The sequence below is a fragment of the Methylomonas rivi genome (assembly GCF_024505165.1).
Classification (GTDB): Bacteria; Pseudomonadota; Gammaproteobacteria; order Methylococcales; family Methylomonadaceae; genus Methylomonas; species Methylomonas rivi.
The window spans coordinates 1-12,293 of sequence record NZ_JANIBK010000121.1 but is presented as its reverse complement, the minus strand read 5'-3'; the positions used below and the strand labels follow the sequence as shown (position 1 = coordinate 12,293).

14 protein-coding genes are annotated in these 12,293 nt (G+C 54.8%); 5 read left to right on the top strand and 9 right to left on the bottom strand.

Features of this window, described 5'->3' with window-relative positions; genetic code table 11:
* Together NP596_RS16525 and NP596_RS16520 are read left to right on the top strand one after the other, a co-directional pair.
* The coding region (locus NP596_RS16525) for a PEP-CTERM sorting domain-containing protein (protein ID WP_256616492.1) at positions 1-721 on the top strand (721 nt) is incomplete at its 5' end.
* Positions 722-742: 21 nt separating this feature from the next.
* Positions 743-1,576: a DUF4465 domain-containing protein gene (locus tag NP596_RS16520; protein ID WP_256616491.1), complete on the top strand. Its 834-nt coding sequence runs from the start codon at positions 743-745 to the stop codon at positions 1,574-1,576.
* A gap of 142 nt (positions 1,577-1,718) precedes the next feature.
* Here NP596_RS16520 and NP596_RS16515 read toward each other — a convergent pair whose 3' ends face one another.
* The 9 genes from NP596_RS16515 to NP596_RS16475 all read right to left on the bottom strand — a co-directional run bounded on the left by NP596_RS16515 (position 1,719) and on the right by NP596_RS16475 (position 9,841).
* A complete protein-coding gene (locus NP596_RS16515) occupies positions 1,719-2,129 on the bottom strand; it encodes a protein-disulfide reductase DsbD domain-containing protein (protein ID WP_256616490.1) in 411 nt (136 codons plus the stop codon).
* A 115-nt stretch (positions 2,130-2,244) separates the two neighbouring features.
* Positions 2,245-3,717 carry a nitrous oxide reductase accessory protein NosL gene (locus NP596_RS16510; RefSeq protein ID WP_256616489.1) on the bottom strand — a complete coding sequence of 491 codons (1,473 nt, stop codon included), beginning with the start codon at positions 3,715-3,717 and terminating at the stop codon, positions 2,245-2,247.
* 10 nt (positions 3,718-3,727) lie between these two features.
* Positions 3,728-4,237: a peroxiredoxin family protein gene (locus NP596_RS16505; protein ID WP_256616488.1), complete on the bottom strand. Its 510-nt coding sequence runs from the start codon at positions 4,235-4,237 to the stop codon at positions 3,728-3,730.
* Complete coding sequence (locus NP596_RS16500; RefSeq protein ID WP_256616487.1) at positions 4,234-4,737, bottom strand: nitrous oxide reductase accessory protein NosL; 504 nt, start codon at positions 4,735-4,737, stop codon at positions 4,234-4,236. The genes NP596_RS16505 and NP596_RS16500 overlap by 4 nt, the downstream gene beginning before the upstream one ends.
* A gap of 15 nt (positions 4,738-4,752) precedes the next feature.
* Positions 4,753-5,766, bottom strand: coding sequence for a hypothetical protein (locus NP596_RS16495; protein ID WP_256616485.1), 1,014 nt, complete (start codon positions 5,764-5,766; stop codon positions 4,753-4,755).
* A complete protein-coding gene (locus NP596_RS16490) occupies positions 5,763-6,443 on the bottom strand; it encodes an ABC transporter ATP-binding protein (RefSeq protein WP_256616484.1) in 681 nt (226 codons plus the stop codon). The genes NP596_RS16495 and NP596_RS16490 overlap by 4 nt, the downstream gene beginning before the upstream one ends.
* 2 nt (positions 6,444-6,445) lie before the next feature.
* Positions 6,446-7,693: an ABC transporter permease gene (locus tag NP596_RS16485; RefSeq protein ID WP_256616483.1), complete on the bottom strand. Its 1,248-nt coding sequence runs from the start codon at positions 7,691-7,693 to the stop codon at positions 6,446-6,448.
* Positions 7,690-7,983 (bottom strand): hypothetical protein, encoded by a 294-nt coding sequence (locus tag NP596_RS16480; protein ID WP_256616482.1) that lies wholly within the window; start codon positions 7,981-7,983, stop codon positions 7,690-7,692. Before NP596_RS16480 ends, NP596_RS16485 begins: the two co-directional genes overlap by 4 nt.
* Before the next feature lie 583 nt (positions 7,984-8,566).
* Positions 8,567-9,841, bottom strand: coding sequence for a sulfite exporter TauE/SafE family protein (locus NP596_RS16475; protein WP_256616481.1), 1,275 nt, complete (start codon positions 9,839-9,841; stop codon positions 8,567-8,569).
* A 206-nt stretch (positions 9,842-10,047) separates the two neighbouring features.
* Here NP596_RS16475 and NP596_RS16470 point away from each other — a divergent pair, with 206 nt between their 5' ends.
* The 3 genes from NP596_RS16470 to NP596_RS16460 all read left to right on the top strand — a co-directional run.
* Entirely contained in the window at positions 10,048-10,422 is a 375-nt protein-coding gene (locus NP596_RS16470; protein WP_256616480.1) for a hypothetical protein, read from the top strand.
* A 144-nt stretch (positions 10,423-10,566) separates the two neighbouring features.
* Entirely contained in the window at positions 10,567-10,830 is a 264-nt protein-coding gene (locus NP596_RS16465; RefSeq protein ID WP_256616479.1) for a hypothetical protein, read from the top strand.
* 31 nt (positions 10,831-10,861) lie between these two features.
* A partial coding sequence (locus NP596_RS16460) for a heavy metal translocating P-type ATPase (RefSeq protein WP_256616478.1) occupies positions 10,862-12,293 on the top strand: 1,432 nt, incomplete at its 3' end.

The following is a 12,293-nucleotide window of genomic DNA, read 5'->3' as shown; positions in this document are numbered from 1 at the left end:
CGCCGGCGCAAGCGGTTCGACGGCGATTGCCAAGGACAGCGCGCTATTCGTCGACTGGGCCAGCGGCTGGACCGATTATATCGTCGGCCAGGACGCGGCTGCCAGTTGGCAAACGCCGGAAAAAGCGCTGGGGGCGGCGGTCGGCGACTCGTACGACATCGTTTCGCTCGGCAATGGCGGCAGCATCATCCTGACTTTCGATCAACCGATCATGGATGGCAGCGGCTACGATTTTGCCGTGTTCGAAAACTCGTTCAGCTATACCTTCCTGGAACTGGCCTGGGTCGAAGTCTCGTCCAACGGCAGCGATTTCTTCCGATTCGACAATTATTCCTATACGCCTAGCGCGGTCGGCGCCTTCGGCTCGGTCGATCCGACCAATATTCACGGCTTGGCCGGCAAATACAGGCAGGGCTTCGGCACGGGGTTCGATCTGGCCGAACTGGTCGGCATCAGCGGCCTGGACGTCAATAATATCGGCTACGTGCGCTTGCTGGACATACTCGGCAACGGCAGCGAATTCGACAGCCTGGGCAACAAAATTTACGACCCGTATAAAACCACCGGCAGCGCCGGTTTCGACCTCGATGCCATCGGCGTGATCAATCAAAACCGGTTGGCCGCCGTGCCGGTGCCGGCCTCGCTATGGCTGTTCGGCGGCGCCTTGTTCGGCTTTGCCGGCATGCGCCGCCAAAGCGCCGCGCCGGCCATCGCCGTTTAATCATTCCAGGAGAATTTCGATATGAACAGCAAATTATCCGCTCTTACGCTGCTTGGCTTGACGCTGGTTAACCCTGTCCGCGCAGCCGTGGTCAGCGATTTCGAAAACCTGGCCTTGGCGCCGAACAGCTATTGGGCCGGCACAACCGATCCGTCCGTGCCCTTGTACACGCCGAATCCCGGCGGTTTCAATTCCGGACTAGCGACCTTTTCCAATCAAATGACCGATTGGGACGGCTTTACCTCGTGGTCCGGCTGGGCGTATTCCAATATGACCGACAGCGTCACGCCGGGTTACGAGAATCAGTACAGCGTTTATACCGGCCAAGCCCAGGGCGGAAACAATTTCGGCCTGGCCTATGTAACCGGCGACTCGGCGCGAATCGATTTTAGCGGCACGGTACGCGCCGACGGATTTTATCTGACCAATACCACGTATGCGGTACTATCGATGTTGAGCGGCGACAGTTTCGCCAAGAAATTCGGCGGCACTAGCGGTAATGATGCGGACTGGCTCAAATTGACGGTTACCGGCTTGAACGGCGGCGCCGCATCCAGCTCGATCGACTTCTATCTGGCGGATTACCGCTTCGGCGATAACAGCCTGGACTATATCGTCGATACCTGGGAGTGGCTCGATCTATCGCCTCTGGGTGAAATTGACGCCATGCAGTTTGCCATGTCGTCGTCGGATTCCGGGCTGTTCGGCATGAATACCCCCGGATATTTCGCAATGGACAATTTGACCGTCACCGCAGTGCCTCTGCCCGCCGCGGTTTGGTTTATGGCTAGCGGCTTGCTGGCATTGCGGGGTTTTGGCCGCGGCAGAGCGCGTAAGAATGCCGTTATCGATTAATATGGCGTTATGAAATCGGCCCGGCCATTTTTCGAATATGGCCGGGCCAACCGAGATAAGAGCAAGAAAGCATCGGAACATCGCCGATTCGCGCCGGCCTACTCCGCCAATCGCATCGGCATCGGTGCTTCGATCAAAGGCGTCACTCGAACTGTTTCAGGGCGATCTGTTTTTGAATAGGCATGTAACAGACCCCGACATCGGCGCAACCTTGATAAGTCACGGTAAAGCGTAACGGTAGCTTTTCATCGGGATCGGGTTGCACAGCTAGATCCAGGATTAATCGATCCCGGTAGATTTCCACGCTGCCGAATTGTTTATCGGTTTTGAATTGCCCACCCGGAAATACCGGCTCGCCGATGTCGATACCCGGCGTTTGCGAAACGAATTGGAATTTCTGCCGGTATAGGTAATAGCCGTCGGCAATCCGCCAGGATAAGCGCAAGATATGGGCATCTTTAAATTCGCTTGAAAACTCAAAGGCCTGATCCGGCTCCAGAAGGTCTTGCTCTGCCGCTGCGCGGGTATAGACTCCACACAATAGCAGTATCAAAACCCAAATTCTAAATATAAAAAACGTCTGCATCGATTAGGAAACTTTGCCATCGCAGGCTAAACAACCGGCTCGCCCGTAGTGGGCGAGCAGGTTCGCCATCCCGGATGTTTTTTTAATGATCATGGTAATCGGGCGCGTCGCGGTATGTCCATTGAATCGCCAGATTGCCGAAGAAGCCATCGCCGGGTTGCACTTGAGTCAGATTAAATTGCTGATTATTTTGTCTATAGGCGACTCGTTGCGAATTCAAATCTTCGTAAATCGGCAAGCCGACGGAACCGCGTAATTTGAAATTGCCGCCGAAGGCATTCAGGAACCGCCAGTCGCCGACGAAGGCCAGATTGCTGACCACACCGCCGCTATTACCGATTTTATAACCCATATCTTCGTTTTTCTGGGTGTAACTGGCATCCAGCTCGATACCCAACATCAGGTCGTAATTGGGAGTGTAATGCAAAGCCAAGCCGCCGCTAACCACATCGCCAAACTTGAATCGGTCGTCGTTTTCCGGATTGGCGTTGTACAGCGCCGAAGTATGCAACCAGAAATCTTTCCAGCGTTGCGAATACAGCAAACCGCCGGTAAACGTCGCGGTTTCCTTGCCGGATTGCAGGGCCGGGCCGCGAGCCACCAGACTTCTACCAAGCTGCGCATTGCGGGTACGGGCGCCGTCGAAATCGCCGGTCGGCAAAGTCGTACCCAACAGCAAGCTGGCAAACTGGTCATACCGTGTGCTGTGCCAGAAGTTGTAACGGCCTTCCAGCAGTATGTCACCGATACCGCTTTCGTCAGCGATGGTTTCCCCAATTCGTCCGGGCGTTTGCTGGGTCAAAGTGCTAGTTCTTCTTTCGGCCATAGGAATATTCATAAACAACGCCAGACTATCGGTTGGCGAGTAGTTTAAGGTGATGGCTTGCGAATGGATTTGCACTTCTTCCGGTGCTTGTTTTTGGCCACGGTTGGCACCAATAAAATCGCTGGCGTCAGAACTGCCTGAGCCATTTTTGATACTGTTTTTTTCGGTGTAACCATAGACCATACCCACGCTGAAATTACCCGCTCCTGGCGTCACCGCCGTGCGAATCCGAAACGGCGCGGTGGTGCCGACCGGCGAGGAATCCTGAAAGGCGACACCAAACTCCATAATCTCGCCGCCTTCTTTGGCCGCAAATTCTTCTGCCTCGGTACGCTTTGCGAAAGCGATGTAATTTGGAATCATGTCTGGAATCACGTTACTGCCGACCACATAGGTCGCGCCTTCCGCATCCACCAACTCACCGGACACCCAATCGGTAACCTTGACCGACTTTAATTCGGAAACCCCGCCGGCATCCTCCACTTCCCGTAATAAACACGCCACGCCGCAGGTATATTCCTTGTCATCATTTTTATAGGTAATGACGCCGGCGGTTTTGATGTACTGGTCTATCCACATGCCGCAGACCCGGCAGCTCGGACGCTCGCTGTGCTCATGCTCATGCGGAGTAACCACCACGGGTGTCATTTGTTGTTCTTCCGCCATTACCCATACGGGTAACAGTAATAACTGACAAACCAACACCATCCATAATGTTTTCGTCTTCATAACATTCTCCTTAATATAAAACTGTCGTAACAAGCTTTTCAAATTCGTCCAGCCCGGCTTCGCCGGTAATTTTTTGCTTCAATACCCCCTCCTTATCAATGACAAAACTGGTCGGCATGCCGATCACTCCGAAGCGCCTGCCTACCAAGCCCCGTTCATCCATCAGCATCGGATAAGTCAGGTTTGCAAAGCGCTGCAAACGCGGGTCGTTGGGATCGGTTTTTCCGGCATTGACAGCCACCGGCACGAAACCGCGCGCCTTGTATTTTTGATACAGCGTCTCCAGCTCCAGCAACATTTCCTTGTCGCAGAACGTACATTCCAGCGACCAGAAGCGGATCAACAACACCTTGCCTTGCAAATCCCCCGGTAAATTCACCGGCTTGCCGTGCCAATCCGGCAGCGTCACGGCCGGCACCGGGTCGTCGATTTGCAGACCATGGCGTTTATTGCAACCGTTCGCTAGCAGCGAAAGCGCCAGCAGCAGCCACGCAACGCGGCGACTTGCGTTTAAAATCATCCGCGTCTATCCAACGACTCGATCACCGCCGGCGTCACCTCCTGATAACGAATGATCGATTTGCCCTTGTGATCTTCCAGAAACTCCTGGGCCGATTCCTGGTCCTTGAACGGCAGCAATTCATGTCCCATCGGCCCCAGCACATCCGAACCGATCACGTAAAACGCCGACTTGGCATCGATCAGTTCCACCTCGTAATAATCGGTAACCAGTATTTCGGTCATCATGTCGGCGGTTTTGCCGGGGGTATATTTCGGAGTATCGAAAATATGCTTGAACATGTCCTTGGCGCCGTCGTAAAAGTAAGCGCTACCGTCCGTGAAGTAGATTTGCGCCACCCACTTCGGGTATTTGTAAACGAACATGCCGCAGACCGGGCAACGATCCTTCTTGGTGATTTCGATGGTTTCCTGTTCGGCCCGGCTATTCGTCATGCCCAACAACAGACATAACATCAACAGCCAGACACCCGAATGCGCGAATCGGTAATACGTTTTCATGTTTCCCCCAAAAAACTAATAAACCACTTCGTAACTGATCACCAGGCTGGAGCTGAGAATTTCGTAACTCACCAACGCGGTAAACAGCGCGTACATCAGCACCGAAGCCAAGGTCAGCTTGCCGATAATCCCCCCCAACAGCGGTTTCAGACTTGCCACCTCGCGAAACGGCAGCAGCAAACCGCTGCCCATGCCGGTCACCACGCCGCCGAACAGCAGCAAATACAATAGATAACCTATGTATTGATAATCCTCCATGATGATGCAGAACGGGCAGTGATGCGTGGGCAGTTCGTAAATATACAAAGAGATGGCCGAGATGATGGCCAGCAAGGACACCGCGAACATCAGCAGGCTCAAGCCGGCATAGACATAACCGCCCCGGCGTTTCAGATAGGCAAACGCCCCGCAACTCAAGGTGGCCAGCATGGTCAGATAAAACGTCCACAATACCGGTTTGGCGGGCAGCGCGGCGATTTCCGAGCCCAGGCCTTCGACATTTTCGCTGCTGAACAAGCTGCCGCAGCAGGAGGTGATGACGTTGGCCCGCATGCCCAAGAAATAAAAGCTTTCCAGCACGGTTTCGATGACGATGAACGGCGCCACCACGGCCAGCAACCAGTATTTTTTCTTGATCAAGGGATAGTCGTAACCCTGATTGTCGGCATGGTTCAACACCAGCCACAGGCCGGCCAAAATGAAATTCAAAATCTTCAGTTCCAGGGTCGGATAACCGAAGCCGTTGACGTTCAAGGTACCCGCCGCGCACATCGCGCCGACGAACAACGGCCCCAGGGCGTCGGCGGTAAAGATGAACAAAAACAACGACAACAGTTGCAGGCCGAACACGTAACTCAGCACGGTGGAAATCAGATAAGTCTTGCGCTCCAGCACCAGTTGCAATTCGTCGCCGCTGTCGATGTTCCAGTGTTTGAGAATCTGCACGCCGTAATACGCCGCGTACAACAGCATGAAGCTGCCGATATACGACGCCAGCAAATTGGCGATGATGGTGGGATTCAGGATCACGCCGGCTCGCTCTCGAGTTTGCCGTCGCGCAAATTCACCACGTCGTCGACGGTCTTGGAATCGTAAACCAAGGGATCGTGGCTGGTGATGATCACGGTTTTGCCCTGCGCCTTGAATTGCTCGACGATTTCCATGAAGCGGTAGGACAGCTTGGTATCCAGATGCGCGGTCGGCTCGTCGGCGATGATGATTTGCGGATCGTTGATCAGGGCCCGCACGATCGATACCCTTTGCGCCTCGCCGCCCGACAGCCATTCCACCTTGGACGCGGCCTTCCCGGAAAGATTGAGTTCATTCAGCCCATGCAAAGCCTTCACTTTCAGAGTTGTGCGTTTTTCGCCCAACGGATAAGCCGGCAGCATCACATTCTCCAGTACCGAAATGCCTTTAATCAGGTTGGGTTGCTGAAAAATGAAACCGAAAGTCTTGCGGCGAATGTCGGTCAGAAAACGCTCCGGCAGGCTGGTGATTTCCCTGTCCCGCAACTTGACCCGTCCGGCGGACGGCCGGCTCATGCAGCCGACGATGCTCAACAGCGTGGTTTTGCCGGAACCGCTGGGGCCTTTCAAAACCGTGACCCGGTTTTCGGCAATCCGCAAATCCACGCCGTTGATGGCCGAAAACTCGCTGGGGCTGCCGGCATTGAAGACTTTTCTGACATTCAGCAATTCGATCATGGCTATTCTCCGGTGTGGCGCATCGCGGTATCGGGGTCGATGGTGGCCGCCCGCCAGGTGGGGACGATGGTGGCGACGGTATAGGGCACCACGGTCAGGAAAAACAGCGTGGTCAGCTGCTCCGCGTTGACATAGGGCGTCAAGCTGAAATGCGGGTACAAGGCCGACCAGCCTTTCAGCGCCGGCTCGAATACCGCCGAGCCGGTGAAAAACACGTGTATGTAAGCCAGAATCACCCCGCTGAAATAGGCCGATAACGACACCATGGCGCCTTCCCAGAATTTCATCTGGATGACGTCGCCGGTTTCCCAGCCGACGGCCTTGAGGATGCCGATTTCCCGCCGCTCGCCGGCGCTCAAGCCGGAGGCCTTGTCCCAGGCGAAAATCACGAAGGCCAGTACCGCCGCCGAGAACACCACGATCATCATGCCGCCGCGCCAGTTGAAAATGGAATCGTAGGTGCGCAGAATTTCCTCGCGGATGATCGGCCGCGCGCTTTGCAGTTTTTTCTTGATCTTGCCGGCCACCATGCCGACTTCGCTGGGGTTTTTGACCGTGACGATCACATCGGTGACGAATTGCTCGGCAATGCCGAACAGTTTTCTGAAATCCGCGCCGTTGACCAAAATCAAATCCGACGACACCAGCTCCGACTCCGCAGACAAGGTGCCGATCACTTTCAAATTCATGATTTGGCCGTCGAAGGCCATGAACGGCATGAAATCGCCCACGCCGATCTCGCGCATCCGCGCCACGCCGTTGCCGATGACGATAGTCCCGGCCTCCGGCGCGGCGCCGTCGTAGTCGTACAACGGCTTGTCGACGTCGGCGGCGTGCGGGTCGTTGGGATCGACCACCACGGTGGTGCGGGCGTTGGATTGGCTTTTATCGACCGGTCGCGACGGCACCAATACCGTATAATTGGCCTGAACCAAGCTGTCGTAGTAATAACCCCACAAGCGGCTTTCCACATCGGCCACCCCTCGTATGGCCTTGATCGGTTCGATGTAATCCACCGGAAACAAATCGTGCCGGCCGGCAACGATTTTCTGCACCACGATTTCCGGCGAGCCTTGCAAAATCAGCTTGGCTTCCTTTTTTATCGAGTAAGTAAAAAACATGGTCGAGGCCAGAATGAACACAATCAGCGTGTACAAAGCCAGCAAGCCGATGTTTTTGACCTTGCGCCTGAGTAGCGACGAGATCGTAAAATCGATGATGTAACGTTGTTTTTCGATCCAGGGCGTCATGGCAAGAACTGTTCGAGAGTGGGTTGCGTGAAAGAGCCGGACGGGAAATGCTCCAACGACAGGGGATGATCCTGAAAGGCGGTATTCAGATCGGCCTGGGACAAATGCCGGGTATAGCGTGCTTCGGTAAACAAACACAAGTCGGTCAAGCGCAGGTTTTCGACTAGCTCGGCCTTGCGCGCCAGGTTGGTTTTTTGCAGGCTTTCGCTAAACGAGGCATGGGTCAGCAATAGCGCCAATAATCCTGCCTGACAGGCCAAACTCAGAAAAAATAACGTGGAATGTCGCATGCCGGCGCGCCGCCTTTATAACTCGGGTGGTTTTCAGCCCGAACCCGACAATAAGGCGTCCGTTTTGGCTGACAAATAATCGATGTTTCGCGGTAATTATCAGTAGGAAAGTTAAGGTTGGCAAGGTGGAATATTCGAATGTAGCCATCCAGCCGTAACGAAAAAAAACCGGTTTCGGCATCTAGCAAAAATGGGTCCTTAATTCGTTTTTTCCGCTTTAATCAAAAGGAAAAAATTTCTCGGGCCGAAAAAATCAATACAACTATGTTATACGACACACTATACCGCGTCATATCCCGCAATTTTCAAGGGTTATATCCTGAAATTTTTTTCGAAAATTACCGCGACTTTGCCATGCCGAACGCATTTGGCGTCGGATTCGCTTCGGTGCCGCCGCGGAAAACCCAGCGACAGGAGGCTGTCGTAAAAGCCGAAATACAGGTTGGGTTAGCGTAGCCTAACCCAACAACATAAGAACCTTGGGCTGCATTGCATTCATCGACCTACCGTTTACGACAATCTCCGACAGAACGATTACAGGCCCAGCAGCCCGGCAAGTCGCCGGCCTATCCGCGTTTAAGGCTTACCCCAAACTATCGAGCATGGCCGACCATAGCTGCTGCCATTCTTCCTTAAACTGGCGCAGCAAGCGCTGACTATCGCTTTCCTGCACTACTTGCCCGTTTTCAGCCTCCGGCGCGCTGTCCCGGGCCGTCTGCACATCCTCGACCACGACGAATGTGCCGGGAATCATCCCCATCCAGCAACTCCAGGGCACCACGCCCGCCTCGGCCGGCGTGAATTCGATAATCTGCTCGCCGCGTTGCAGGTGAATATCCAGCCCGTAATCGCGCACCACGATTTCCTTATTACATTCGTTCAATTCCTTGACGTTAATTACCCATTTCACCGGTATACCCTTGCGCAGGGTAAATTTGTTCGGCGAGAAGCGGGTTTTCAGGACATCCATATGGATGGTCTGCTCGGTATCGCAACTGGGCGAGTCCGCCGCCGTGGGCGCGTAATACTGTGAAACCCGGGCCACCAGGGTGTTGAAATCCAGGCCGCTGGCGGTGACCGACAAGCCGCGATTGAGCATGATGACGCCCAAGGCCATGACGATGACGCCGGAGGCTTTCAACAATTTCGGCGTCAAGCTGCCGGACAACAGACTGGTCAAGAAGCCGAAGCCGAGCAACAGCGGCAAGGTGCCGATCCCGAAAAAGAACAATACAGCCGCCCCCTGCGACCAGCTGCCGGTGCCCGCCGCCAATACGTACATGGCTTGCAAGGGCCCGCAAATAATCATCAAACCGTTCAAAAGACCGATGGCGAATGGGTTGCTGTGTTTCCGGTATTCCTTGCCGACAAAGCGCATCACAAACTGAGGCGTTTTGAATTGAAAGTGATTCAGCGCCGGAAATACTTCCAGCATGTGCAGACCGAACAGCATCAGAAACAGGCCGGCGGCCACCCCCACCGCGCCTTGGGTGTAGGGGGTAAACGCCACGATGGCGCCGAAGGCGCCGAACAATGCCCCTATCGTCGTATAGGAAATGGTTTTACCCAAACCATAGAGCAGATGCGTCGAATAGGATTTTTGTCCGGAGCGGGCGGTTTTGGCGGTATAGCCTAAAATCAACGGTCCGCACATGCCCACGCAATGAAAACTGGTCAAAAAACCGATCAACAGCAACAGGCCGATGTTGACGTCGCCCGTCAAATCCGGCATGCCGGCATGGTCCATAAACCAGCTATCCAGCCATAAAATCAGGACAATGCCAAGCAAAGCAATGCTGAAGGTCAGCAAGCGCCTGAGCGCACTTGGAGAGGCTGTATTCTGTTGCGGTGTGCTCATGATGCGGTTCCAGAAAATAAAAATTTAACCCGGCAAAAACCCACATCAAATAGAATGAAATAGAGTTGACCGAGCGAATAAAAAGGCAGAAGATTATTCAATACTAAAATAGCGGTCAAGGATAGTTGTTTTTCGTTCTATCCCAGTCCAAACCGGTTCGTTCAATGATGAGTGAACCATCGGTCAAATATTTGCAGGGAGTGATGATGACTCAGCCTAAAAAAGACCTCGACACAACAGCGGAATCCCATAAAAAATCGCCCGGCCGAAAAAGAAAAACCGGACGCATGGCGCCCCCGACCCGCGGCGAAACCTTGGTCAAAGGTGTGTTTATGGGTTTCATTATTTCCGGCGTGACTCACGCCGGCAGAAGCATTACCAAGGCCCTGCTCAGCCATCCGCTGGCGTTGTTTTCCAGCGGCGTCGCCACGGGCTATTTTGCGCATAAATACCGCAAGGAAATTATTGTGCTGGGCCAATGCACCGCGGCGGAGAGCAAAAACTTTCTGCTGCGGCAACGGGAAAATATTTTGGACCTGGTGGCCGAAAGCCAGGAACACGCTCAAGACAAACAAAAGTAAATTCATTGGCGGCAGCCACCCGCGCCTCATATAAAACGGGGTAGGGTGAGCAAATTTTGCCCACTGTGTGGCTAATGCCGCGTGGGCACAAAAAGCCGTACCAACCTATCAAGCTATATAACTGTAATTATCGGGAGATTGACAATGGCACACGTACATGGAGCAACAACAGCCGCAGCCGCCACGGGCGCCGCCGTAATGGCGGACATGGGCAAAATGGGCGAAAGCGTCGGCCATGCCGCTATGAAAGCCACGGCGGTGGGCGTTGGGGTAGCGGCGGGCACCACCGGCGCCTTCAAAAGACTGGTCGCCCACCCCTTGGTTTTATTCGGCCTGGGCTTTGCGGTCGGTTTTTATGCCTATAAATACCGCAAGGAAATCCTCTCATCGGCCCATAACGCGGAATAAAGCCCTATTCGGCGCGCTTCGGGAGACTGACATGACGACAAACAATGGAGGCCTGAGCCACGGGCAACTGGCGCACGCACTCAAACGCCGGATTCGCGTGATCGCCCCGGTGTTATTGAAAGACCCGGAGCGCGCTTACATTCTGGAAATTCTGCTGAAGAAACGTCCAGGCATCGTCGAGGTGCGCAGCGTGCCGGCAATCGGCTCGATAACCGTCAAATTCGCCCCGGAACAATTATCGAAACCCGATTTGCTGCGTTTACTGGATGCCTTGCTGGCCAACATCGGCCAAAAAAAACCCGCCGAATTCGCGGCGGCAACCGCAACGGAAATAGATAATAGCCTGCCGATACGCGAATATCATGTCGCCATCGAGGGCATGTCCTGCGTGTCCTGCGCCTTATTGATCGAAATGCTGCTGCGCCGCGATCCGCGCATTGTGTCGGCCGACGTCAATTACGCCTCGGAAGCGGCCATGATAAAAGGCCGCATCGACGAAGAACAAACCTTGCTGCTGATCGAAAAAGCCGGCTATAAAGCCCATAATTTCGACGGCCTGGCGCAACGGCAATTACTGATCGAACGGGAAAAGCAACGTTTGAGCGATGCCCGCAAGCGGGCGTTGTTGTCGGTGGCATTAAGCGTTCCGGTGATGGCCATCGGCATGGCGGCGCCCGGCTCGCGTTTCTGGCACTGGGCGCAACATTTATTGGCGTTGCCGGTGGTGTTCTGGGCCGGCAAGCTGTTTTTCGTCAGAGCCGCCAAACTGGCCAAACGGGGCGCCACCAATATGGACAGCCTGATTGCCATGGGAGTCGGCTCGTCTTACGGCTACAGCCTGTTTTCGCTGCTGGCCGGCCGGCGCGGACTGTATTTCGACTCGGCCACCGGCATCATCACCTTTGTGTTGATCGGCCGCTATCTGGAAGAAAAAGCCAAGGGCAAGGCCCACGAAGCCATCCGCAAACTGGTGGATCTGCAACCGCAACACGCCACCTTGCTGCGCGACGGCCATGAGATCGTCGTCGGCCTGGAACAGATAGCGGTCGACGATCTGTTGCTGGTGAGACCCGGCGAGAAAATCCCCACCGACGGCATCGTCGTCGAGGGCCTGTCGACGGTTGACGAGTCGATGGTGACCGGCGAAAGCCTGCCGGTGGTCAAGGATGTCGGCCAGCGTTTGATCGGCGGCTGCATCAACGCCAACGGCGTGTTGAAAATGCGGGTGACCGCCGTCGGCCGCGACACCGTACTGGCCAATATCATTCACATGGTCGATCAGGCCCAGTCCTCGAAACTGCCGATTCAGAAAACCGTCGACCGCATCTCGGCCGTGTTTGTACCCTCGGTGATGACCTTGTCGGCCATCACCCTGGGCGGCTGGATGCTGGCCGGCGCCGGTTCCGGCGCGGCTTTCAGCAATGCCATCGCGGTGCTGCTGATCGCCTGCCCCTGCTCGCTGG

Bases quoted from the DNA above. Each gene is read 5' to 3' on its own strand.
- NP596_RS16500 (WP_256616487.1), bottom strand. From the start codon at position 4,737: ATGAAAACGTATTACCGATTCGCGCATTCGGGTGTCTGGCTGTTGATG.
- NP596_RS16470 (WP_256616480.1), top strand. From the start codon at position 10,048: ATGACTCAGCCTAAAAAAGACCTCGACACAACAGCGGAATCCCATAAA.
- NP596_RS16485 (WP_256616483.1), bottom strand. From the start codon at position 7,693: ATGACGCCCTGGATCGAAAAACAACGTTACATCATCGATTTTACGATC.
- NP596_RS16465 (WP_256616479.1), top strand. From the start codon at position 10,567: ATGGCACACGTACATGGAGCAACAACAGCCGCAGCCGCCACGGGCGCC.
- NP596_RS16520 (WP_256616491.1), top strand. From the start codon at position 743: ATGAACAGCAAATTATCCGCTCTTACGCTGCTTGGCTTGACGCTGGTT.
- NP596_RS16475 (WP_256616481.1), bottom strand. From the start codon at position 9,841: ATGAGCACACCGCAACAGAATACAGCCTCTCCAAGTGCGCTCAGGCGC.
- NP596_RS16505 (WP_256616488.1), bottom strand. From the start codon at position 4,237: ATGATTTTAAACGCAAGTCGCCGCGTTGCGTGGCTGCTGCTGGCGCTT.
- NP596_RS16480 (WP_256616482.1), bottom strand. From the start codon at position 7,983: ATGCGACATTCCACGTTATTTTTTCTGAGTTTGGCCTGTCAGGCAGGA.
- NP596_RS16490 (WP_256616484.1), bottom strand. From the start codon at position 6,443: ATGATCGAATTGCTGAATGTCAGAAAAGTCTTCAATGCCGGCAGCCCC.
- NP596_RS16510 (WP_256616489.1), bottom strand. From the start codon at position 3,717: ATGAAGACGAAAACATTATGGATGGTGTTGGTTTGTCAGTTATTACTG.